This is a genomic window from Streptomyces sp. NBC_00876, from assembly GCF_045207435.1.
Lineage (GTDB): Bacteria > Actinomycetota > Actinomycetes > Streptomycetales > Streptomycetaceae > Streptomyces.
The window spans coordinates 4780293-4801659 of sequence record NZ_CP108800.1 but is presented as its reverse complement, the minus strand read 5'-3'; the positions used below and the strand labels follow the sequence as shown (position 1 = coordinate 4801659).

General features: G+C 71.6%; 20 protein-coding genes. 13 read left to right on the top strand and 7 right to left on the bottom strand.

The features are described from left to right. Positions 1-3 precede the first annotated feature (3 nt). A complete protein-coding gene (locus OG782_RS21010) occupies positions 4-1647 on the top strand; it encodes a DNA repair helicase XPB (protein ID WP_406453184.1) in 1644 nt (547 codons plus the stop codon). Positions 1648-1779: 132 nt separating this feature from the next. On the opposite strand, the gene OG782_RS21005 is transcribed toward OG782_RS21010, so the two are convergent. After that, the gene (locus OG782_RS21005) at positions 1780-1968 is read right to left on the bottom strand and encodes a hypothetical protein (RefSeq protein WP_406453182.1); all 189 of its coding nucleotides are present in this window, start codon (positions 1966-1968) and stop codon (positions 1780-1782) included. Positions 1969-2341: 373 nt separating this feature from the next. On the opposite strand from OG782_RS21005, the gene OG782_RS21000 reads away from it, so the two are divergent. Further along, entirely contained in the window at positions 2342-4414 is a 2073-nt protein-coding gene (locus OG782_RS21000; protein WP_406453180.1) for a HelD family protein, read from the top strand. Between the two features lie 48 nt (positions 4415-4462). Here OG782_RS21000 and OG782_RS20995 read toward each other — a convergent pair whose 3' ends face one another. Together OG782_RS20995 and OG782_RS20990 are read right to left on the bottom strand one after the other, a co-directional pair. Next, positions 4463-7054, bottom strand: coding sequence for a glycoside hydrolase family 9 protein (locus OG782_RS20995; protein WP_406453178.1), 2592 nt, complete (start codon positions 7052-7054; stop codon positions 4463-4465). 393 nt (positions 7055-7447) lie between these two features. Then, a complete protein-coding gene (locus OG782_RS20990; protein ID WP_406453176.1) occupies positions 7448-8137 on the bottom strand; it encodes a copper homeostasis protein CutC in 690 nt (229 codons plus the stop codon). A 252-nt stretch (positions 8138-8389) separates the two neighbouring features. Between OG782_RS20990 and OG782_RS20985 the strand changes: the two genes are divergently transcribed. After that, positions 8390-10702 (top strand): heavy metal translocating P-type ATPase, encoded by a 2313-nt coding sequence (locus OG782_RS20985; RefSeq protein ID WP_406453174.1) that lies wholly within the window; start codon positions 8390-8392, stop codon positions 10700-10702. 167 nt (positions 10703-10869) lie between these two features. On the opposite strand, the gene OG782_RS20980 is transcribed toward OG782_RS20985, so the two are convergent. Next, positions 10870-11529 (bottom strand): GNAT family N-acetyltransferase, encoded by a 660-nt coding sequence (locus OG782_RS20980; protein ID WP_406453172.1) that lies wholly within the window; start codon positions 11527-11529, stop codon positions 10870-10872. A 236-nt stretch (positions 11530-11765) separates the two neighbouring features. Here OG782_RS20980 and OG782_RS20975 point away from each other — a divergent pair, with 236 nt between their 5' ends. The 3 genes from OG782_RS20975 (at position 11766) to OG782_RS20965 (ending at position 13437) form a co-directional block, all read left to right on the top strand. Continuing rightward, positions 11766-12215, top strand: coding sequence for a hypothetical protein (locus OG782_RS20975; protein WP_406453170.1), 450 nt, complete (start codon positions 11766-11768; stop codon positions 12213-12215). A 113-nt stretch (positions 12216-12328) separates the two neighbouring features. Then, a complete protein-coding gene (locus OG782_RS20970; protein WP_406453168.1) occupies positions 12329-12895 on the top strand; it encodes a hypothetical protein in 567 nt (188 codons plus the stop codon). After that, a complete protein-coding gene (locus OG782_RS20965) occupies positions 12892-13437 on the top strand; it encodes a hypothetical protein (protein WP_406453166.1) in 546 nt (181 codons plus the stop codon). Before OG782_RS20970 ends, OG782_RS20965 begins: the two co-directional genes overlap by 4 nt. Before the next feature lie 61 nt (positions 13438-13498). Here the strand turns inward: OG782_RS20965 and OG782_RS20960 are convergent, their stop codons facing one another. Further along, entirely contained in the window at positions 13499-14155 is a 657-nt protein-coding gene (locus OG782_RS20960; protein ID WP_406453164.1) for a maleylpyruvate isomerase family mycothiol-dependent enzyme, read from the bottom strand. Positions 14156-14273: 118 nt separating this feature from the next. On the opposite strand from OG782_RS20960, the gene OG782_RS20955 reads away from it, so the two are divergent. From OG782_RS20955 to OG782_RS20935, 5 genes are all read left to right on the top strand, one after another. Then, on the top strand, positions 14274-14726 hold the full coding sequence (locus OG782_RS20955; RefSeq protein WP_406453163.1) for a hypothetical protein: 453 nt from the start codon (positions 14274-14276) through the stop codon (positions 14724-14726). Continuing rightward, positions 14723-15511, top strand: coding sequence for a hypothetical protein (locus OG782_RS20950; protein ID WP_406453161.1), 789 nt, complete (start codon positions 14723-14725; stop codon positions 15509-15511). Before OG782_RS20955 ends, OG782_RS20950 begins: the two co-directional genes overlap by 4 nt. Before the next feature lie 52 nt (positions 15512-15563). Further along, positions 15564-16469, top strand: coding sequence for a transporter substrate-binding domain-containing protein (locus tag OG782_RS20945; RefSeq protein WP_406453159.1), 906 nt, complete (start codon positions 15564-15566; stop codon positions 16467-16469). A gap of 99 nt (positions 16470-16568) precedes the next feature. Next, positions 16569-17216: a hypothetical protein gene (locus OG782_RS20940; RefSeq protein WP_406453157.1), complete on the top strand. Its 648-nt coding sequence runs from the start codon at positions 16569-16571 to the stop codon at positions 17214-17216. A gap of 114 nt (positions 17217-17330) precedes the next feature. After that, positions 17331-18566, top strand: a complete 1236-nt coding sequence (locus OG782_RS20935) for a Cmx/CmrA family chloramphenicol efflux MFS transporter (protein ID WP_406453155.1) — start codon at positions 17331-17333, stop codon at positions 18564-18566. A gap of 54 nt (positions 18567-18620) precedes the next feature. Here the strand turns inward: OG782_RS20935 and OG782_RS20930 are convergent, their stop codons facing one another. Next, positions 18621-18893 carry a DUF4031 domain-containing protein gene (locus OG782_RS20930; RefSeq protein ID WP_406453153.1) on the bottom strand — a complete coding sequence of 91 codons (273 nt, stop codon included), beginning with the start codon at positions 18891-18893 and terminating at the stop codon, positions 18621-18623. Further along, on the bottom strand, positions 18890-19258 hold the full coding sequence (locus tag OG782_RS20925) for a hypothetical protein (protein WP_406453151.1): 369 nt from the start codon (positions 19256-19258) through the stop codon (positions 18890-18892). The genes OG782_RS20930 and OG782_RS20925 overlap by 4 nt, the downstream gene beginning before the upstream one ends. Before the next feature lie 137 nt (positions 19259-19395). On the opposite strand from OG782_RS20925, the gene OG782_RS20920 reads away from it, so the two are divergent. Together OG782_RS20920 and murQ are read left to right on the top strand one after the other, a co-directional pair. Then, on the top strand, positions 19396-20313 hold the full coding sequence (locus tag OG782_RS20920) for a MurR/RpiR family transcriptional regulator (protein WP_406453149.1): 918 nt from the start codon (positions 19396-19398) through the stop codon (positions 20311-20313). 81 nt (positions 20314-20394) lie between these two features. Further along, positions 20395-21360 carry an N-acetylmuramic acid 6-phosphate etherase gene (gene murQ, locus OG782_RS20915; RefSeq protein WP_406453147.1) on the top strand — a complete coding sequence of 322 codons (966 nt, stop codon included), beginning with the start codon at positions 20395-20397 and terminating at the stop codon, positions 21358-21360. Positions 21361-21367: the final 7 nt, after the last annotated feature.

Genomic DNA, 21367 nt, shown 5'->3' with positions numbered 1-21367 from the left:
CGCGTGACCGGACCCCTCATCGTCCAGAGCGACAAGACACTGCTCCTGGAAGTCGACCACGAGCAGGCGGACGCCTGCCGTCGTGTGATCGCCCCCTTCGCGGAGCTGGAGCGTGCGCCCGAGCACATCCACACCTACCGGCTGACCCCCCTCGGTCTGTGGAACGCACGGGCCGCGGGGCACGACGCCGAGCAGGTCGTCGACGCGCTCGTGAAGTACTCGCGCTACCCCGTACCGCACGCGCTGCTCGTCGACATCGCCGAGACGATGGACCGCTACGGCCGCCTCACCCTGTCCAAGCACCCGGTCCACGGACTGGTGCTGACCTCCACGGACCGGCCGGTCCTGGAGGAGATCCTGCGGTCGAAGAAGGTCCAGCCGCTGGTCGGGGCCAGGATCGACCCGGACACCGTGGCCGTGCACCCCTCCGAGCGCGGCCAGGTCAAGCAGACGCTGCTGAAGCTGGGCTGGCCCGCCGAGGACCTCGCGGGTTACGTGGACGGCGAGGCGCACCCGATCGACCTGGACGAGAGCGGCTGGGCGCTGCGGCCCTACCAGCAGCAGGCCGTCGAGGGGTTCTGGCACGGTGGCTCGGGAGTCGTCGTGCTGCCCTGTGGCGCGGGAAAGACGCTGGTCGGGGCGGGCGCGATGGCGCAGGCCAAGGCGACCACGCTGATCCTGGTCACCAACACCGTCTCCGCCCGGCAGTGGAAGCACGAGCTGGTGAAGCGGACCTCGCTGACCGAGGAGGAGATCGGCGAGTACAGCGGTACGCGCAAGGAGATCCGGCCGGTCACCATCGCCACGTACCAGGTGCTGACGACCCGCAGGAAGGGCGTCTACCCGCACCTGGAGCTGTTCGACTCCCGCGACTGGGGTCTGGTGATCTACGACGAGGTGCATCTGCTGCCCGCGCCCGTCTTCAAGTTCACCGCGGACCTCCAGGCCCGCCGGCGGCTCGGGCTCACCGCCACGCTGGTGCGGGAGGACGGCCGTGAGTCGGACGTCTTCTCGCTGATCGGGCCCAAGCGGTTCGACGCCCCGTGGAAGGAGATCGAGGCGCAGGGCTACATCGCGCCCGCCGACTGTGTCGAGGTCCGGGTCAATCTGACGGACTCCGAGCGGCTCGCGTACGCGACCGCCGAGCCCGAGGAGAAGTACCGGTTCTGTGCGACGACCGCGACGAAGCGGAAGGTCACCGAGGCGCTGGTGCGCAAGCACAAGGGCGAGCAGACGCTGGTCATCGGGCAGTACATCGACCAGCTCGACGAGCTGGGTGAGCATCTGGACGCCCCGGTGATCAAGGGCGAGACGAGCAACGCCCAGCGGGAGAAGCTCTTCGACGCGTTCCGGCAGGGCGAGCTGAACGTGCTGGTGGTGTCGAAGGTGGCGAACTTCTCCATCGACCTGCCGGAGGCCACCGTGGCCATTCAGGTGTCGGGCACCTTCGGCTCGCGCCAGGAGGAGGCCCAGCGGCTGGGCCGGGTGCTGCGTCCGAAGGCGGACGGGCACGAGGCGCGGTTCTACTCGGTCGTCGCCCGCGACACGATCGACCAGGACTTCGCGGCACACCGCCAGCGCTTCCTGGCCGAGCAGGGTTACGCGTACCGGATCATGGACGCGGACGAGCTGCTGTCGGACAGCTGACGGACGGTACCCCGGGCGGGGCCGCGTTCGGCCCCGGTGCGGCCGGACGGGCAGGACGGGCAGGACGGGCAGGACCGGTTGGACGGGCCCGGACCGCACACGGAGGACCGGCAGGGCGGGCCCGGACCACGTTCAGCGCGTGCGGCGGACGCCCGCCTCCTCCGCGTACTCGCCGAGGACGACGACGCCGAACGCGGCCCGGACGAAGACCTTGACGGCGCGCAGGGCGTCGCCGGCCCGGTGGCTGTAGTGGTGACCGGTGGCCGCGGTCGCGCCGTGCGCGGGGCCGGTCCTTCGGGGGTTCAGGGTGACGGTGCTCATGTCTTCCATGGTGCTCCGGACACGTGCGTCGCGGCGTCGGCCCGCAGGCTGAAGCGTGGGGGCGTGCGTCTACCCCTGTGGTCGCATGCCGTCCCCTACGGGATGGACCCGCGCGATATCCGTTCGCGTCCGGCGGGAGCGGTCGATACAATCGCCGGTCTGCCCGCCTCCCGCACCGTGGTACCGGCCGTCCGCAAGGACGCGTACCGGCAGCCGGGGGAGCGCCGCCGACCGGACGGAAACCGGCCGACAACCGTGCGTACGCCCTCGTACGCACCAGTGATCGATCCCCGAGCGGACCGCATCGCCCCCGCGCAGTGTCCGGGGACGGGGTGCGGTCCGCCGTCCTGCGTTGAATGCCGGAGGCAAGACCGTGCCCGCGCACGAACACGAGAGCGACACCACGACCGACCCCCTCGCCCATGAGCGCGCCCATCTCACCGCCTCGCGCGCCGCGCTGCGCGCCATGCGGGAGGACGCCCAGGCCCTGGACATCCGCGATGTCACGGCGAACTGGGTGAACGCGGCCGTGCTCCAGGCCCAGATCACCGACCGCATCAAGTCGCTCGCCGACCTCGCCCACACGCCGCTGTTCTTCGGTCGCCTGGACTATCTCCATGTGGTCGGTGCCGCGCAGGCCGAGGGCGCGGAGGGGGAGCAGTTCTACATCGGCCGCCGCCATGTCCACGACGCCGACGGTGATCCGATGGTCATCGACTGGCGTGCGCCGGTCTCGCAGCCGTTCTACCGGGCGTCCCGCAAGGACCCACTGGACGTCGGCCGGCGGCGCCGTTTCGGCTACACCGGCGGCGAGCTGACCGCGTACGAGGACGAGCACCTCACCGACCCCGCCGAGGCGGAGCAGACCAGCAAGCTCCTCCAGGCGGAGATCGAGCGGCCCCGTGTCGGTCCGATGCGTGACATCGTCGCGACGATCCAGCCCGAGCAGGACGAGATCGTCCGCAGTGAGCTCGGTGGCACCGTGTGTGTGCAGGGCGGGCCCGGCACCGGGAAGACTGCCGTCGGCCTGCACCGGGTCGCGTATCTGCTGTACGCGCACCGCGAGCGGCTCGCCCGCACCGGCACGCTGGTCATCGGGCCGAACAAGTCGTTCCTGCACTACATCGAGCAGGTGCTGCCGGCCCTCGGTGAGCTGGAGGTGAAGCAGGCGACCGTCGACGACCTGGTGACGGCGCAGGTCGAGGTCCGGGGCACGGACGAGGCGCGGGCCGCCGTCGTGAAGGGTGACGCCCGGATGGCCCAGGTGCTGCGGCGGGCGATCCGGTCCCACGTGACCATGCCGGTGGAGCCCGTCATGGTGGTGCGCGGTTCGCGGCGCTGGCGGGTCCCGGCGTACGAGATCGAGGAGATGGTCAAGGAGCTGCTGGCCCGCGACATGCGGTACGGGGCCGCGCACGAGGCCCTTCCGCAGCGCATCGCGCACGCGGTGCTGGTGCGGATGGAGGAGGCGGGCGAGGCGCCCGACGACCGGGTGCAGAACGCGGTGGCCCGCACCCCCGCGGTGAAGGCGGCGGTGAAGGCGGTCTGGCCCGCGGTCGACCCGTCGAAGCTGGTGCTGCGGCTGCTGTCGGACCCGGAGTTCCTGGCCGCCCAGGCGGACGGGCTGCTGACCGAGGACGAGCAGAAGACGATCCTGTGGACCAGGCCGGCCCGCGGTGTGAAGTCGGCGAAGTGGTCGGCGGCGGACGCGGTGCTGATCGACGAGGCGAACGATCTGGTGGCGCGTACGCACTCGCTCGGCCATGTCGTGATCGACGAGGCCCAGGACCTCTCCCCCATGCAGTACCGGGCGGTGGGCCGCCGCTGCTCGACCGGGTCGGCCACGGTGCTGGGGGACCTGGCGCAGGGCACGACGCCGTGGTCGACGCAGAGCTGGGGGCAGGCGCTGCACCATCTGGGCAAGTCGGACGCGGTGGTGGAGGAGCTGACGGCGGGCTTCCGTGTGCCGCGCGAGGTGATCGCGTACGCGTCCCGGCTGCTGCCGGTGATCTCACCGGGTCTCGCGGCGGTGGAGTCGGTGCGTGAGGCGCCCGGTTCGCTGTCCGTACGGGAGACGGCGGGCGCGGACGCACTGGACGCGGCCGTGGTCGCGGCGTGCGAGGAGTCGCTGAAGCACGAGGGTTCGACCGGTCTGATCGCCGCCGACGCGCGCATCCCGGCACTGGCCCAGGCGCTGACGGAGGCGGGCCACACCTACCTCTCCCCCGGTCAGGAGACGTCCGCCGAGTCCCGGCTGACCCTGGTCCCGGCGTCGCTGGCCAAGGGCCTGGAGTACGACTACGTGGTGCTGGACGAACCGGCGGCGGTGGTCGACGGCGAGCCCGACGAGCGGACGGGGCTGCGTCGGCTGTACGTGGCGCTGACCCGTGCAGTGTCCGGGCTGATCGTCCTTCACGCGGCGCCGCTGCCGGAGCAGTTGGCCTGACGGCGGACGGTGTGCGGGGCGGATGTCCGCCCCGCACACCGGACTTGTTCACCCGGCCGTGCAGGCCCTCCCGTTCAGCTTGACCGCGCCCGGGTCGGCGGCCGCGCCCGTGACGCTGCTGTTGAACCCGAAGTCGACCTCCGCGCCCGGTGCGAGGGTGCGGTTCCAGGACAGCGGCGCCGCGGTGACCGTCCGTCCGTACTGGGCGAGTTCGGCGCTCCAGGTGTGGCTGAGCTTCTGGTCGCCCGGCAGCAGCCAGGTCAGGGACCAGGGGGTGAGCGCCTCGGTTCCGGTGTTCTTCACCGTGACCGTGGTGGTCGATCCGGTGCCCCACGGGTGCGAGGAGTACGTGACGCGGCAGGAGCGGACCGGGCCCGCGCCGTCACCCGCGTCGTCCAGGTAGGAGGCGACGAAGGCCAGCGGCGCGTTCCAGTTGATGGCGACCTCGTTGGTGGCGTACGAGCCGTTGTCGTCGAGGTAACACATCGCCGCAGCGCATCCCTTGAGCTTCGCCGCGGCCTCCGGGTCCCCGGAGGTGGGGGCGGTGAGGTTGGGTCCGCCCGCGAGGGACCCGGCGGGCGGGTGGGGCAGGGAGGGGTCGCTCTGGTGCGCCCAGACCCGGTGGTGCTGGTTCTCGGAGCTGCGCTCGCCGTACCCGGTGACGTACGACTGGTTGAGCGGGTTGCGTCCGAAGAGGTAGTCGGCGCCGCGCAGTACGGCGTCGCGGTACTCGGCCTTCCCGGTGAGGTCGGCCGCGGTGGCCAGCACGATCATGTTGTTGAGCACCTGGCTGTTGGAGCCCCAGACGTAGTTCTGTCCGGCCGGGGCGTACGGCACCCCGTACAGCTGGTCCTCGGTCTGCCGGGCGTAGTGGCCGGCGGCCGTGGTCACCACGGAGCGGACCTCGGCCAGCTGTCCGGCGGTGAGGTCGTTGGGCACGGTGGCCAGGGTGAGGACGCCGAGTCCTGCCGTCCCGCCCCACCACATGCCGCCGTCGGCCGGGAAGACCGCGTCGGTGTCACCGTGCAGCGGGGAGTCGAGGAGGGCCTGACGGTAGGTGCCGTCGCCGGTGGTGGTGAAGAGTTCGGCGGCGGCCCAGTAGAACTCGTCGGAGACGTCGTCGTCGCCGTAGGTCCCGCCGCCCGTACCGTCGTTCGGGTCGGCGAGGACGTCCGGGTGGGCCTTCGCGGCGGCCCAGGCGGTCTCGGCGGCCGTACGGCACCGGTCGGAGAAGTCCGCGTCGTACGGGGCGTAGAGGCGGGCGCACTGGGCCGCCGCGGCGGCCAGGTTGAGCGTCGCGGCGGTGGTCGGCGGGTGCAGCTCACGCTGCTGCGGGTCCAGGTGGGGCATCGTCGGCAGCCCGGTCCACTGGGCGTCGTGCACCTTGTGGTGGACCATTCCGGCGAGCGGCTGCCCGGCCGGGACCTGCATGCGCATCATGAAGTCGAGCTCCCAGCGCGCCTCGTCGAGGATGTCCGGGACGTCGTTGCCGTGTTCGGGCACCCGCAGGGCGCCGTCTCCGAGTTCGGCGGACTCCGCCCCGTCGGCCGTCAGTGTCCGCTCGTAGGTGTCCATCAGCTCGGCGACCGCGATGCCGCCGTTGACGACGTACTTGCCCTGGTCACCGGCGTCGTACCAGCCGCCCCGCACATCGAGCCGGTAGTCGCAGACCCCCGCCTGGCAGGGCACGTCCGTGTCCCCCTTGTTGGGGGCGACGCCGAGGTGTCCGGCCGGGCGCGCGTACTGCTCGCCGACGAGGTCCGCGTCGATCTCGATGCCGCTGCGGTTCTGGTAGAAGTACGCCAGCGAGTCGCCGCGCAGGCTGTCGTAGAGATCGCCCCGGATCGAGAAGGGCTCGCTGACCTGCCCGTCCGCCTCGACGGTGTAGCCGTCTCCGGGAGTGGTGACCTCGCTGAAGTCGAAGGTGTGGACGTTCTGCCGCGAGGTGGGGTCGACGCCGCCGGGGACGGTGGTGCCGGTGGCGGCGGCCGTTCCGTCGGCCGCCCTGAGCGTCCAGGACAGCGGCCCGGTCGCCTCGGTGACCAGGGTGCCGCTCTTGGGGCCCTGCGGGAGGTAGCCCACCTGGTTGACGCGGACGGCCGATCCGGTGTCGGGCACGTACACGGGCGGTTCGGCGCCGCCGCGCAGGGACACGTCGTCGAGGCAGAAGGTGGCCGCCTCGTCGTTGCCGCCGATCTGGAACGCGAGTTGGGCGGCGTCGCGGTCGGCGGACGCGGTGAAGACATGGGTGACGGGGGCCGCGTCCGCGCCGATCGCGTCGGTCGCGGACAGATCGGTGGTGTACGGCTCGGTGGCCATCTGCACGTTGGTGTGGATGGAGAGCGGGGCGGTGGACGTGGCCGTGTAGGTGAGCGTGTACGTCTCCCCCGCGACGAGCGGGAGGTCGTTCTGGCCGACGATCACGTCCCACGGGTTGGCCGTTCCGGCCGGTACGCCGGTGCACAGCCGGCCGTCCGTGACGGCGGCGGCGGTGTTGGCGGTCCACCACCAGGGGGCGGTCCCGGCGGCGAAGTCACCGTTGGTGATCTGCTCCGGGGCGGGGTCGGCGCCATCGGCGGCGGCGCCCGGCGCGGTGAGGACGGCGCCGAACACAGCGGCGAGAGCCAGTGTCCCGAGCACACGGCGCCCGTGCCGGGCGCGGGCGCGACCGGTGGGGGACGGAGGCGGAGAGGTGTTCACCGGGAGCCTTTCGGTAGGGAGCGACGGCGGCGGTGCGAAGGAGCGGTCGGGTACGCGGCGGAGCTCGGCGGGAGCGCGGCAGGAGCACATTGGGAGCGCTCCCATATGTGATGGGCAGCGATGGGCAGAGCCGGAGAAGCGTCGTGGGAGCGTTCCCACGCCGCTGATGCATTGTGGCGGCCGTGGTGTTTGATGCGCCAGGGTCATGACAGAACCCGCCCGTGGAACCACCCCGGGACGACAGGGCGCCGGGCACGGCAACGGGCGGGGCGGGACGCCGTCACCCGGCATCCCGCCCCGCCCGTAACGCCTGCGCCGCAGGCTCTCGACCGCCTACGCGTCGAGCACGTCCCGCCATTCACGTACCGCCGCCGCGTCCACCGGTCCCGACCAGCCGTGCGGGCGGGCGGCGCCGCCGATGTGGACGGCGTCGATGCCCGCGGCCAGCAGCTCCGGCAGGTGCTCCAGCCGCAGGCCGCCGCCGACGAGGATCTGCGGCTCGTACCCCGGCTCGCCCTTGCGGGCCGCCTCGACCAGCAGCGTGGGGATGCCGTCGTCCACCCCGGCGGGCGAACCCGCGGTGAGGTACGTGTCCAGGCCCGGCAGGTCCGCGAGGGCCTTGCGCAGGGCGTCCCGGTCTGCGGCGCGGTCGATCGCGCGGTGGAACGTCCAGTTGCAGCCGTCCAGCTCGGCGACGATCCGCTCGACCGCGACGAGGTCGGGGCGGCCCTCCTCATCCAGGAAGCCGAGCACGAATTCGTCCGCGCCCTCGGCCCGCAACTCGTGCGCCTTGCGGACGAGCACGCCGACATCGCCGGCCGCGAAGCCGTCCGCGACCCTGAGCATCACCCGCAGCGGAATGTCCACCGCGGCGCGGATCGCCGCGAAGGTCGCACAGGACGGGGTGAGGCCGTCCGCCGCCATGTCGGTGACCAGCTCAAGCCGGTCCGCACCACCCGCCTGGGCAGCGACCGCGTCCTCCGCGTCGAGAGCGATCACCTCCAGGACTGCACGGTTGCTCATGGGAACCCAATCCTCCAGGAAGCAGCTATAGGTCTAGTCCAATGCCAGCCTACGGGGCGCGCCGCCGGACCCGCAGCCGCACCGTGAACGTGAAGATACGCGAGGTCAGAGACGCGACAGGCGACCGGACGCACGTGATCCGCGCATCCACGGCGGATCGCCCTTGCGTTTACATAGGGGTAGGGGGTATACCTGAATCAGCACCGCATACCCCCAGGGGGTATGAATGACCCATCGAACGAGGAGGGCCCCGTGTCCGCGCAGACCGCAGCCACCACTGGCACCACTGCTCCCAGTGGCCCCGCCGGCACCGGCGTCGCCGCAGAGGTCGAGCTCGCGATCGGCGGCATGACCTGTGCCTCCTGCGCGGCCCGTATCGAGAAGAAGCTCAACCGGATGGACGGGGTCGAGGCCACCGTCAACTACGCGACCGAGAAGGCCAAGGTCAGCTACCGGGGCGAGGACGTCTCCGTACAGGACCTGATCGCCACCGTCGAGAAGACCGGCTACACCGCGCACGAGCCCGCTCCCCCGGCCGCACGGACCGGTGACACCGGGACGGACGACGCGCAGGCGGCGGAGGCGGACGAGCTCCGCCCCCTGCGGCAGCGGCTGACGACCGCGGTCCTGCTCGCGGTGCCGGTGATCGCGATGTCGATGGTCCCGGCCCTCCAGTTCGACAACTGGCAGTGGCTCGCCCTCACCCTCACCGCCCCCGTCGTCACGTACGCCGCCTGGCCCTTCCACCGTGCCGCGTGGACCAACGCCCGGCACGGCGCGGCCACCATGGACACGCTGATCTCGGTCGGCACCTCGGCCGCGTTCCTGTGGTCGCTGTGGGCGCTGTTCTTCGGCACCGCCGGGATGACCGGCATGACGCACCCCTTCGAGCTGACCATCGGACGCAGCGACGGTTCCGGGAACATCTATCTGGAGGCTGCCGCGGGCGTCACCGCGTTCATCCTGGCCGGGCGCTACTTCGAGGCCCGCTCCAAGCGGAAGGCGGGCGCCGCGCTGAAGGCGCTGCTGGAGCTCGGCGCCAAGGAGGTCACCGTTCTGCGGGACGGCCGCGAGATCACCGTGGACACGGCGGACCTCCAGGTCGGGGACCGGTTCCTGGTCCGCCCCGGCGAGAAGATCGCCACGGACGGCACCGTGGTGGAGGGCAGTTCGGCGGTGGACGCGTCGATGCTCACCGGTGAGTCGGTCCCGGTCGAGGTCTCGGCCGGTGACTCCGTGACGGGCGCGACGCTGAACGCGGGCGGCCGGCTGGTCGTCGAGGCGACCCGGGTCGGCGCCGACACCCAGCTGGCCCGGATGGCGAAGCTGGTCGAGGACGCGCAGAACGGCAAGGCTGCGGCGCAGCGGCTCGCCGACCGGATCTCGGCGGTGTTCGTCCCGGTCGTGATCGCGCTCGCGCTGGGCACGCTCGGCTTCTGGCTGGGCAGCGGGGAGGGGCTGTCGGCCGCGTTCACGGCCGCCGTGGCCGTACTGATCATCGCCTGCCCGTGCGCCCTCGGCCTCGCCACCCCGACCGCCCTCATGGTCGGTACGGGACGCGGCGCACAGCTCGGCATCCTGATCAAGGGACCCGAGGTCCTGGAGACCACGCGGCGGGTGGACACCATCGTTCTGGACAAGACCGGCACCGTCACCACCGGCAGGATGACCCTCCAGGCCGTCCACACCGCGGACGGTGTCACCGAGACCGACGTCCTGCGCCTCGCCGGAGCCCTGGAGCACGCCTCCGAACACCCCATCGCCCAGGCCGTCGCCACCGGAGCCACCGAACGCACGGGCGCTCCTCTGCCCACTCCCGAGGGCTTCGCCAACGTCCCCGGACTCGGTGTCCAGGGCGTCGTCGAGGGCCATGCCGTCCTCGTCGGCCGTGAGCAGCTGCTGGCCGAGTGGGAGATCCACCTGCCCGTGGAGCTGGCCGGCCGCAAGGCGGAGGCGGAGGCCGCCGGCCGTACGGCGATCGCGGTCGCCTGGGACGGCGAGGCGCGTGCGGTGCTGGAGGTGGCCGACGCCGTGAAGGACACCAGCGCGGAGGCGATCCGGCGACTGCGCCGGCTCGGTCTGAAGCCGATCCTGCTGACCGGCGACAACCGGGCGGTCGCGGAGTCGGTCGCGGCCGAGGTCGGCATCGACGAGGTGTACGCGGAGGTCATGCCCCAGGACAAGGTCGATGTCGTCAAGCGCCTTCAGGGCGAGGGCCGTTCGGTCGCGATGGTCGGTGACGGCGTGAACGACGCGGCCGCCCTCGCCCAGGCCGATCTGGGCCTGGCGATGGGCACGGGCACGGACGCGGCGATCGAGGCCGGCGATCTGACCCTGGTCCGCGGGGACCTGCGGGCCGCGGCGGACGCGATCCGGCTGTCGCGCCGGACGCTCGGCACCATCCGTACGAACCTGTTCTGGGCCTTCGCCTACAACGTGGCGGCGCTGCCGCTGGCCGCGATGGGTCTGCTGAACCCGATGATCGCGGGTGCGGCGATGGCGTTCTCGTCGGTGTTCGTGGTCGGCAACTCGCTGCGGCTGCGGGGGTTCCGCGCGGCGGCGTAGGGCCTGCCGTGCGGATCGGGACGAAGGTTTCGCGCGGCGGCGTAGGGCCTTCCTTACGGATCGGGACGAAGGTTTCGCGCGGCAGCGTAGGGCCTGCCGTACGGATCGGGCGGGGGCGCAGGGCCTGTTGGCCGGCTGCGGCCCCGCCCGCCGGTGAGCGGCCGGACTCAGCTCCCCACGGGGAGCCGGGCCTCCGGCCGCTCACTGCCGCGTGGGCGCGCGATGCGCTCCTCCAGCCGTGCCCGGACGTCCGGCCACTCGTCCGCCGTGATCGAGAAGACCGCGGAGTCCCGCAGCCGTCCGTCCTCGCCGGGCGCCCATGACCTGGACCAGTTGCGCAGCACGCCCTCGAAGCGCGCGCCCGCCGCTTCGATCGCGGCCCGGGAGCGGCTGTTGCGCGCGTCCGTCTTCAGGTCGACGCGCGCCACGCCCCACACCTCGAAAGCGTGCCGGAACAGCAGGTACTTGGCCTCGGCGTTGATGCCGGAGCCCTGGGCGGAGGCGGCCAGCCAGGTGAAGCCGACCTCGATCGCGCTGAGCGTGTCCTCGTCCAGCCAGTGCCGGGGTTCCCAGTAGGCCGTGGCCCCGACCGCCCGGCCGGACGCCCGGTCCACCTGTGCGTACGGGGACAGCTTCCCGGCGGCGGCGCGGGCGAGCTGGGCGTCGATGTAGCCCTCGACCTCACCGGGGCCGGGCACCCAGGTGAACCCGTAGGAACCGCGGTCCTCCCCGGCGGCCCGGAGCAGGTCCCGCGCGTGGCGGTGCTCCAGCGGCTCCAGGCGCACCCGCGTGCCCTCCAGAACCGGCCCTTCCAACGCGAAAGCCATCGCTCATCCATCCCGTCGCAGCACGCACGCGTCCCTGTGCGGACGCAGGTCCGTGCGCAGCCTTCCAGAGGCTCCGCAGGCCTGTCGTGCGAATAATCCGCCGCTGTCGCCGGAGAACCGGGTGGCCCTTGCACGCGTCGTATCCCTCGTGGATCTCCCCGGGAACGGTGTGCTCCGGCGCACTGCGGCTCGCGGGATGATCCGCTCATTCCGAGCAATGATCACGGAGAATGTCTATGCATCGAACAGCCAGGTCCCCCAGTGCCACGAAGCGTTCCCGCCTCGGCCGCCGGGCCACCGCCGCCCTGCTCGGCGCGGTCGCTCTGGCCGGTCTGAGCAGCGTCACCGCGTCGCCGGCCACCGCCGCCGAGGCGCCGACCGGCATCAACTGGGACCACACGTGGAACGGAAAGGGCGTCAGGGTCTACGTGGAGGAGCACGGGGACTACATCTCCGTGTGCGACACGGCGGCGAACGGCCACTCGGCCTTCGTCACGGTCGATGACGTGGACCTCAACATCAGCCACTACAAGGCCAAGGTCACGACCGGCAAGGGCACCTGCGTCACGCACAAGGCCAGCCAGGGCGGCAGGTACAACCTGCACGAGTGGAGCGAGATCGGGCTCACCTTCGAGGGCGAGGGCGGCAGAGGGTCCTACGCGGTGAACTTCGTCAACGACCACTGACGCAGCACCGGGGCCCCGGGCGTTCACTGAACGGGATTGCCCAGCAACGGGGTTCTCCAGCAACGGGGATTTCCAGCAGCCGTGTTGTCAGTGGTCGTCTTTACGATCGCTCCATGACCAGCTGGATGTACGACTCGTTTGGCCACCACGAGGTGAACCTCGTGTTCGCCCGGGGCCTGTCCCTCGAAGCCTTCATCTCCGGCCTGCGCGATCAGCACCGCGAGCCGCTCGCCCACGGCGAGGCGGGCGGCTGGGTCTGGGCGGTGCACGACATGATCGACGACGAGACCGACGACTACGACGGTGTCCACTACGGCCGTCTCTGCCCCGAGGGCACGGAGGTCGCGGTGTTCGTGACCGAGCCGTGCAGCGCCAAGGCGCACGGGCCCCAGTTCCAGTACCTCCGGGACGGCCGCACGGTCCTCTTCTTCAGCTTCGAGGACATCGGGCAGCGGGTCGGCGAGAACCCCGACCTCATATCGGCCGAGCTCCTCGCCGCGAACCTCATAGGCCCCGGGGCGGAGTGCGAGCAGGAGGAGACGGACGACCACGACTGCTTCGACCACCACTACGACGACGAGGACCGGCTCGTGAGGGCGATCGCGGACGCGTTCGCCCTGCCGTCGCCCCCGCTCGCCCTGCCGTCGCCCCCGCTCGCCCCGGCGGTGACGGCGAAGTGAACGCGATCATCCCGCCGCACACGTATCTCACCTACGCCAGGGGCCTGGACCTGCCCACGCTCGGCGCCGTGTACGACGAGGCGTCCTACCCCGCCCTCACTCAGGGGGAGTCGGACGGCTGGGCCTGGGTGACGCACGACGCGACCGGGGTGTCCGGCCGCGGGGTCATGGACCTGGCGCGTGACATCACCGGATTCCGCTACGACGAACGGTTCGGCGGGCCCGGCCGCGTGGAGACGGTGTTCCTGGCCTCCACACCCGCGTGCGAGTGCCCGCACGGGCAGAACTACATGATCGCGCACTGCGACGACCACCCGTTCCAGTTCCTGCACAGCCGGGGCGGGTTCGAGCGGACGTACTTCAACGTCGGCCGGCGCCGCGAGTCGCACCGCAGCGGCGACCTGCTGGTGCGGGAGCTGCTGGACGCCGGGATCGTCGGCCGCGAGACCCCGCTGTACGACGCCGACCCCGGCTTCAACGCCGACGGCGCCGTGACGATGCGCATCATCGCCGAACACTTCGGGCTGCCCGCCGCGTCGTGACGGGTGAGGCACGGGGCGCGGGCAAGGGACCGCCCCCGCCCCGTGCCTCGCGCGCCCCGCCTCAGCCGAAGAGGAAGAGTTCGCGCTCCGTGACGCCCTCCAGTTCGTACCGCGTCCCCGCCAGCGACCTGCCCGCGCACAGCCTGATCAGCGTCGCCCCGTCACCCCGGTAGCGCCCGGGTGCCCGGCCCTCCTGCTCCCTGCCGATGACCAGCTCCTCCTCGCTGTCCTCGAGCTCGGCGACCAGCAACGGCATCTTCTGGTGGCGGGCGCGCGGCCCGAGGAGCCGGAGCGCGAGCGGCAGGCCCGGCCCCCGGTAGGCCCCTTCGAGCCCCCATGCCTCGCGTACGTCGCCCGCGTGCACCCACTCCCCCAGCGCCACCCCGTCCAGCACCCCGGGACCGGCGGCGATCACGGCTCCGGCGCCGGTCATCCCCGCCTCCAGCTCGTCCACCACCTGTGCGTCGGTCCAGCCGGCGCGTTCGGCGATGTCCCGGTCGTTGCACTCAGGGCTGAACACATCCGGCCCGAACCGGCTCTCCACCACCCGGCTCAGCACCGAACCGCAGTGCGCGAGCACATCCCGCACGGTCCAGCCGGGACACGCGGTGCGCAGCGCGAAGTCGCTCGCGGCGGCGGACCGCAGCAGCGGGATCAGGAGGTCCCGCTCGGTGCGCAGGAGGAGACCGGGAAGTTCGGGATCACGTTCGTCAGCCATGCCCCCAGCCAACCACTTTTTCCGGACAACCTTTGCGGATTCATGAACACGGCACGCATCCGCAACTACCCTCAGTTCCCCACGTGTTACTGGAACTCCGGAAACTCATGGAGCCATCGTGTCGCTGCTGTTCGAACTCGTCGGCCAGCTTGCCCCTCACGCGTCGCTCTTCGCCGGGCGTATGGCGGACGGAGCGATGGAGGGCGTCATCCAGCGGATCACCGACCGGACCGTGGACGGCGGCGAGGGGGTCTTCCGCCGCCTCATCGGCCGGGGCGGGCAGAATCCGGGCGGCCCGGCCGGGCTCTCCGAGCCGGATGCCGTCGAACTGGACGCCCTGCTGGACCGGTTGAACGAAGCCGAGCGGGCGCAGCTCGCGGCGGCGCTCACCACCTGGCTGAACGGCTCGCCGGACCGTCAGGACCTGAACGAACTGGTGGGGGCCCCGGCATCCGTCCCCGTCCCCGCGCCTGCCCCTGCCCCGTCCACCACGGTGAACTCCACGGGCGACAACAACATCGTGATCGGCAACGTGGGCACCTTCACCCAGCAACTGCGGGACGAGAGGTGACGAGCCCGGGCAACTGGGGTCACGGAGACCCGTCGCTCAAGTCGCAGGGCGACAACAACAACATCATCGGCAACGCCGGCACGTTCAATCAGTTCCAGATCCTCATCCGGCGTGCCTCCTTCGTCACCGGCTGGCTCTTCCTGATCCTCTCCGTCCTCCTGGCCGGCTACGCCACCTGGAAGTGGCCGGGGGGCTCCCGCAACCAGTACGTCGGCTTCTTCGCCTTCCTGCTGCTCGCCTTCCTCGCCTCCGTCGTCCACATCAGCCTGCGCCGCGCAGACCGCTCCGGTGCGACCGGGACGGGCGGTCCGGCCGGGCGGAAGGGCTCGGGGCTCCGCCTTCCCGACCTGCTGCTCATCGTCTCCCTCGTCTGCGCCCTCATCAGCTGGTGGTCGTTCCAGAACGTCGTGCGCAACGGCGAAGTCGATGTCCTGGTCCGGACGCAGGGCGCGCAGGCGCTGACCAACGAGCCCGACAGCGCGCTCGTCCTCACCGTGGCCCCGTCGAAGGCCGCCGACCGGCGCGGCCGGCTGCGGCTCACTCTGGAGCTCGGGGAGTACGACGCCGGGGCGCCCGCCTGCTCCCACCGGACCCGGGTCCGTCTCACGGCCCTCAGCGAAAGCGTCACCCCGCTCGTATCGGATCTGCCCGCCCGCTCCACCACCGACTTCGACCTCGGCGGTCTCATGCAGCCGAACGGTGTGACGTTCGAACTCAAGGTGCAGACCCCCCAGGGCTGCACCCTGCGCCTGGTGAACAAGCAGGCCACCCTGCACAACGATTGACCCCACGACTCCCGCGCCTGGCGCACGGGTTTCCCATGGAGCGAGGTAGCAGATGTCAGGAGCAGCTCTGCGCGGGTGGGCGGCCGTCACCGCGGCGATCCTCCTCTGCGGCGGCGTGGCCGGGTGCGAGTCCGACCCTCCGTCGATCCTCTCGGACAGCACGGAAGTGGGAACCAAGGACGACCAGCCGGGCACGAGCTTCTCGCCGCACGGCGGCCAGTTCATCGGTTTCGACGTCTCCGTGGTCGGCACCCTCATGAACAACCTCGGTTACAAGACCCCGCGTTTCACCAGCGTCATGTCCCAGGACCGCATCCGGGTCCTGCACGAGGGGGGCGTGCAGCTGGTGGCCGCCACCTTCTCGATCACCCCGGACCGCATGGCTCCCGAGGGTACGAGTCCGCAGGCCGGCGACCTCGACTTCGTCGGCCCGTACGCCACGACCCAGCAGGGCTTCCTGATCCGCAAGAAGGACGCCGCGAAGTTCAGGAAGAAGAGGGATTTCGACGGCGAGATCGTCTGTGTGTGGGCGGGCACCACGTCCGCCAATCAACTGTCGAAGGGCGGCTTCGAGAAGATCGTCCCGACGATGGAGGACGACGCGAAGACCTGTGTGAAGAGGCTCGAGGCCGGAACCGTGGCGGCTGTCTCCACGGACGTGCTGATCCTCTACGGACTGACCCAGGAGCACCACGGTCTCGAAGTCGTGCCAGGTCTCGAATTCGGGGAGGCTCCCAATCAGTACGGCATCGCGATGACCAAGGGGCACCGCAAGGACTGCGTCAGGCTCCGCGACGAACTGCTGAAGTACATCGGCAACGCGACCACCTGGGAGACGAACTTCAAGTCCAGTCTCCCCGCTGTCCCCAAGGCCATCCGGGACGAGGCCAGGCCCCGGGAGGAGGACGTCATGGATCTGTCCTGCGTGGACAAGCCCGGCAACGGCTCCTCCGACTGACCGGCGCCGCCCCGTCCGGCCCCTCACCGGCACCGCCCCGCCCCGTCCGACCCCTCACCGGCACCGCCCCGCACCGTCCGGCCCCTCTACAGTCGCCCCATGAGCGACAGCGCCCAGAGCCTCCGCATCCGCTGGCAGGAAGCCCTCGTAGCCGCCCGGGGCGGCACCGAGGGCCCCGACCCGTTGCCGTACGCCGACAACCTCCTGGCGCGCTGGGCCGAGCCTCAGCGCAAGTACCACACCGCCGCCCATCTGACGGCGGTCCTGGACCGCATCGACACGCTCGCCGGCCATGCGGCGGACGCGGACGCCGTGCGGCTCGCCGCCTGGTTCCACGACGCGGTCTACCGGCCCGACCGCTCCGAGAACGAGGAGCGCAGCGCCGTCCTCGCCGAGCGCGCCCTGCCCGAGGCGGGGGTGCCGGACGCGGTCACCGTCGAGGTCGCCCGGCTGGTCCGGCTCACCGTCTCGCACGATCCGGCCGCCGGCGACACCAACGGCGAGGTGCTGTGCGACGCGGACCTGGCGATCCTGGCCGCGTCACCGAAGGAGTACGCGGAGTATGCGGCCCGGGTGCGCGAGGAGTACGGCTTCGTGCCCGACGAGGCGTTCCGGGAGGGGCGGGCAGCCGTGCTGCGTCAGCTCCTGGACCTGCCGGCGCTGTTCCGTACCCCGCACGGGGCGGAGCGGTGGGAGCCGAAGGCGCGGCACAACCTGCTGACGGAGCTGGAGCTGCTCGCGCGCTGAGGCTCGGCGGCTTTTACCGCGGTAAAGGCCGTTCAGCACGCAGCGCAGGGAATGCCACGGACGTTCTCGCTGTTGGCACCTGTCATGCCCGACTCTGCCGCTAGCCGCTCCCGCATGCCCCTGGCCGTGTACATCCTGGGCCTCTCGGTCTTCGCCCTCGGCACGAGCGAGTTCATGCTCTCCGGGCTGCTGCCACCCATCGCCGATGACATGAACGTGTCGATCCCACGTGCCGGGCTCCTCATATCCGCCTTCGCGATCGGCATGGTCATCGGCGCCCCGCTGCTCGCCGTGGCGACGCTCCGGCTGCCACGGCGCACCACCCTCATCGCGCTGATCTCGGTCTTCGGCCTCGGCCAGGTCGCGGGTGCGCTCGCGCCGACGTACGAGGTGCTCTTCGCGTCCCGGGTGATCAGCGCGTTCGCGTGCGCCGGGTTCTGGGCGGTCGGCGCGTCCGTCGCCATCGCGATGGTGCCGGTGAACTCGCGGGCCCGCGCCATGGCCGTGATGATCGGCGGTCTGTCGGTCGCGAACGTACTGGGTGTGCCGCTGGGGGCGTTCCTCGGGGAGAACCTCGGCTGGCGCTCGGCGTTCTGGGCGGTCGGCGCGGCCTCCGCCGTGGCACTGGTGGGGGTGGCGACGCTGATCCCCCGCATCCCGCGCCCGGACGAGAAGCCGCAGCTCAAGCGGGAGATGGGCATCTACCGTGACCGGCAGGTGTGGCTGTCCGTCGTGATCACCGCACTCGCGGCGGGCGGGGTGTTCTGCGCGTTCAGCTATCTGGCGCCGCTGCTGACGGATGTCGCCGGGCTGGACTCGGGCTGGGTGCCGACCGTGCTGGCGCTCTTCGGGATCGGCGCGCTGATCGGCACGATGATCGGCGGTCGGGTCGCGGACGCGCACCTCTTCGGGGTGCTGCTGAGCGGCATCACGGCGTCGACGGTGTTCCTGGCCGCGCTGGCGCTGCTCGCCTCGAACCAGGCCGCCGTGATCGTGCTGTCGTTCCTGTTGGGCCTGTCGGCGTTCTTCACGGCTCCGGCGCTGAACGCCCGGATGTTCAACGTCGCGGGCGCCGCCCCGACCCTGGCGGGTGCGACGACCACCGCCGCGTTCAACCTGGGCAACACCGGTGGCCCCTGGCTGGGCGGCACGGTGATCGACGCGGACTTCGGCTTCGAGGCCACCGCGTGGGCGGGGGCGGCGATGACCGTGGTGGCGCTGGTGACGGTGGTGTTCTCGCTACGTCTTCAGCGCAGCCGCAGCTCGTCCCGGCTGGTGGCGGGCGCCCCGGCGTCAGCGTCGCAGCAGCAGGACGCGGTGGAGGCGTGCGCGCCCTCGTCGACCGCCTGAGAACGGCTGCGGGAAGGTCTCCGGGCCCTCTCAGGAGCCCTCTCAGGAGCCCTCTCAGCCAGGTGCCGGACGCCCCTTCGGGCGGCGCAGGCCAGCCTCCGTGATCCGGCGCACCAGTTCTTTGGAGCCGATCTGCCGGGCACCGGCCCGGACCGCGTCCTCGTACCGTGCCTCCGGTACGTCGTAGTGGTCGCGCTCGAAGGCGCGCTCCGGGCAGCCGATGGACGCCGCGAAGGCGTGCAGCTCATCGAAGGACACATCGCTGACCAGGTGCGACCAGAGGCGCCCGTGCCCCGGCCAGTCCGGCGGATCGATGTAGACGGTCACGGCCGCAGTATCCCGCGCAGCGAACCGACCGGGGCGACCGCCACCGTGGCCTTGGTGCAGACCCAGTGCGGGTCCGGGCCGAGCTCCGGCTCGACGTCGAGGGCGTGCGGGTCGCCCGCGTCGCAGACCGGGCACAGCGGCCAGCGGCCGTACTCCTCCAGCAACGCGTCCTGGACGTCCTGGGCGATGAGGCCGACGACGAACTCCGCGCCCTCCGGCCACTGCTCCACCCACCAGCGCCGGTGCGTCACCGCGTCCTCGACCATCGAGACGATCTGCGCCTCGGCGACGTCTCCGGCGGCGAGGTCGGCCATGACCAGGGCGCGGGCGGTGTGCAGTGCCTGCTCCAGGGGGTTCATCTCCATGCAGCCATTGTCCACCTGCACGCAAACAGCCTTCCCGCACTCGGAGCCGCGCGCACCGCGACATCCCTTTCGGACCTTTCAGAGGTCAGGACCAAAGGGGGGTTGACGGACACCGGGGTTGAAAATATCTTTCAAAGGTGACCAATGACCTGAAGGAAAGTTTCAGCGCGGATTCGCCGCCCGCGCCGGCCGCCCTCGCGGCCAAGGTGCGGACGCTCGCTCCGTCCATGACCCGCTCCATGCAGCGGGTCGCCGAGGCAGTCGCCGGCGACCCGGCCGGCTGCGCCGCGCTCACGGTCACCGGTCTCGCCGAGCTCACGGGTACGAGCGAGGCCACCGTGGTGCGCACCGCCCGCCTCCTCGGCTACCCCGGCTACCGCGACCTGCGCCTCGCGCTGGCCGGTCTCGCCGCCCACCAGCAGTCCGGCCGGGCCCCCGCCGTCACCGCGGACATAGCGGTCGACGACCCGATCGCCGATGTGGTCGCCAAGCTCGCGTACGACGAGCAGCAGACCCTCGCCGACACGGCCGCCGGGCTCGACACGGTGCAGCTCGGTGCCGCCGTGGCAGCCGCCGCCACCGCCCGCCGCATCGACATCTACGGCGTGGGCGCCTCCTCCCTCGTCGGCCAGGACCTGGCCCAGAAGCTGGCCCGTATCGGGCTGATCGCGCACTCCCACATGGACCCGCACCTCGCGGTGACCAACGCCGTGCAGCTGCGCTCCGGCGACGTGGCCATCGCGATCACCCACTCCGGCTCGACCGGTGACGTCATCGAGCCGCTGCGCGTCGCCTTCGACCGCGGTGCGACGACGGTCGCGATCACCGGCCGCCCCGACGGACCGGTCACGCAGTACGCCGACCACGTGCTGACCACGTCCACGGCCCGCGAGAGCGAGCTGCGCCCGGCCGCCATGTCGAGCCGGACGAGCCAGCTCCTGGTCGTCGACTGCCTCTTCATAGGAGTCGCGCAGCGTACGTACGAGACGGCGGCTCCGGCCCTCGCCGCCTCCTACGAGGCGCTGGCCCACCGCCACAACCCCCGCACCCGCTGACACGGCACGACAAACCCCGCACCCGCACCCGCACCCGCACCCGCAGAACCGTACGAGTTCAAGAAAGCAGAGCCGCTCTCCATGACCTCCCTCACCGACGCCGACGCCACCACCCCCGACGGATACGGGGAACTGCGCGCCGAGCTCGCGACCCTCACCACCGAGGCGTTCCGTCCCGAGCTCGCCGAGATCGACCGGCTGGCCACCCCCGAGATAGCCCGGATCATGAACGGCGAGGACCAGACCGTCCCCGCCGCCGTCGCCGCCCGGCTCCCCGAGATATCCGCAGCGATCGACGCCACCGCGGCCCGCATGGCGCGCGGCGGCCGGCTGATCTACGCGGGCGCGGGCACCGCGGGCCGCCTCGGCGTGCTGGACGCCAGCGAGTGCCCGCCCACCTTCAACACCGACCCGGCCGATGTCGTCGGCCTGATCGCGGGCGGCCCGTCCGCGATGGTCACCGCCGTCGAGGGCGCCGAGGACAGCAAGGAGCTGGCCGCCGCCGACCTCGACGCGCTGAACCTCACCGCCGACGACACCGTGGTCGGCATCTCCGCCTCCGGCCGCACGCCGTACGCGATCGGTGCCGTCGAGCACGCCCGCGCCAAGGGCGCGCTGACCATCGGCCTGTCCTGCAACGCGGACTCCGCCCTGGGCGCCGCCGCCGAGCACCCCCTTGAGGTCGTCGTCGGCCCCGAGCTGCTCACCGGCTCCACCCGCCTCAAGGCGGGCACCGCGCAGAAGCTCGTCCTCAACATGCTCTCGACGATCACGATGATCCGGCTCGGCAAGACGTACGGGAACCTCATGGTCGACGTCCGCGCCTCCAACGAGAAGCTGCGCGCCCGTTCCCGGCGCATCGTCTCGCTGGCCACCGGCGCCTCCGACCAGGAGATCGAGGCCGCGCTCGCCGCCACCGACGGCGAGGTGAAGAACGCCATCCTCACCATCCTCGGCCAGGTCGACGGCCCCACCGCCGCCTCGCTCCTGTCCGCGTCGGACGGCCACCTGCGCGCCGCGCTCGCCGCCGCCCCCCGCTCCACCTGACCCTCCT

Coding starts and splice junctions, on each gene's coding strand:
- OG782_RS21005 (WP_406453182.1), bottom strand. CDS start 1,968: ATGAGCACCGTCACCCTGAACCCCCGAAGGACCGGCCCCGCGCACGGC.
- OG782_RS20990 (WP_406453176.1), bottom strand. CDS start 8,137: ATGAGCAACCGTGCAGTCCTGGAGGTGATCGCTCTCGACGCGGAGGAC.
- OG782_RS20980 (WP_406453172.1), bottom strand. CDS start 11,529: ATGGCTTTCGCGTTGGAAGGGCCGGTTCTGGAGGGCACGCGGGTGCGC.
- OG782_RS20975 (WP_406453170.1), top strand. CDS start 11,766: ATGCATCGAACAGCCAGGTCCCCCAGTGCCACGAAGCGTTCCCGCCTC.
- OG782_RS20970 (WP_406453168.1), top strand. CDS start 12,329: ATGACCAGCTGGATGTACGACTCGTTTGGCCACCACGAGGTGAACCTC.
- OG782_RS20960 (WP_406453164.1), bottom strand. CDS start 14,155: ATGGCTGACGAACGTGATCCCGAACTTCCCGGTCTCCTCCTGCGCACC.
- OG782_RS20945 (WP_406453159.1), top strand. CDS start 15,564: ATGTCAGGAGCAGCTCTGCGCGGGTGGGCGGCCGTCACCGCGGCGATC.
- OG782_RS20940 (WP_406453157.1), top strand. CDS start 16,569: ATGAGCGACAGCGCCCAGAGCCTCCGCATCCGCTGGCAGGAAGCCCTC.
- OG782_RS20935 (WP_406453155.1), top strand. CDS start 17,331: ATGCCCCTGGCCGTGTACATCCTGGGCCTCTCGGTCTTCGCCCTCGGC.
- OG782_RS20925 (WP_406453151.1), bottom strand. CDS start 19,258: ATGGAGATGAACCCCCTGGAGCAGGCACTGCACACCGCCCGCGCCCTG.
- murQ (WP_406453147.1), top strand. CDS start 20,395: ATGACCTCCCTCACCGACGCCGACGCCACCACCCCCGACGGATACGGG.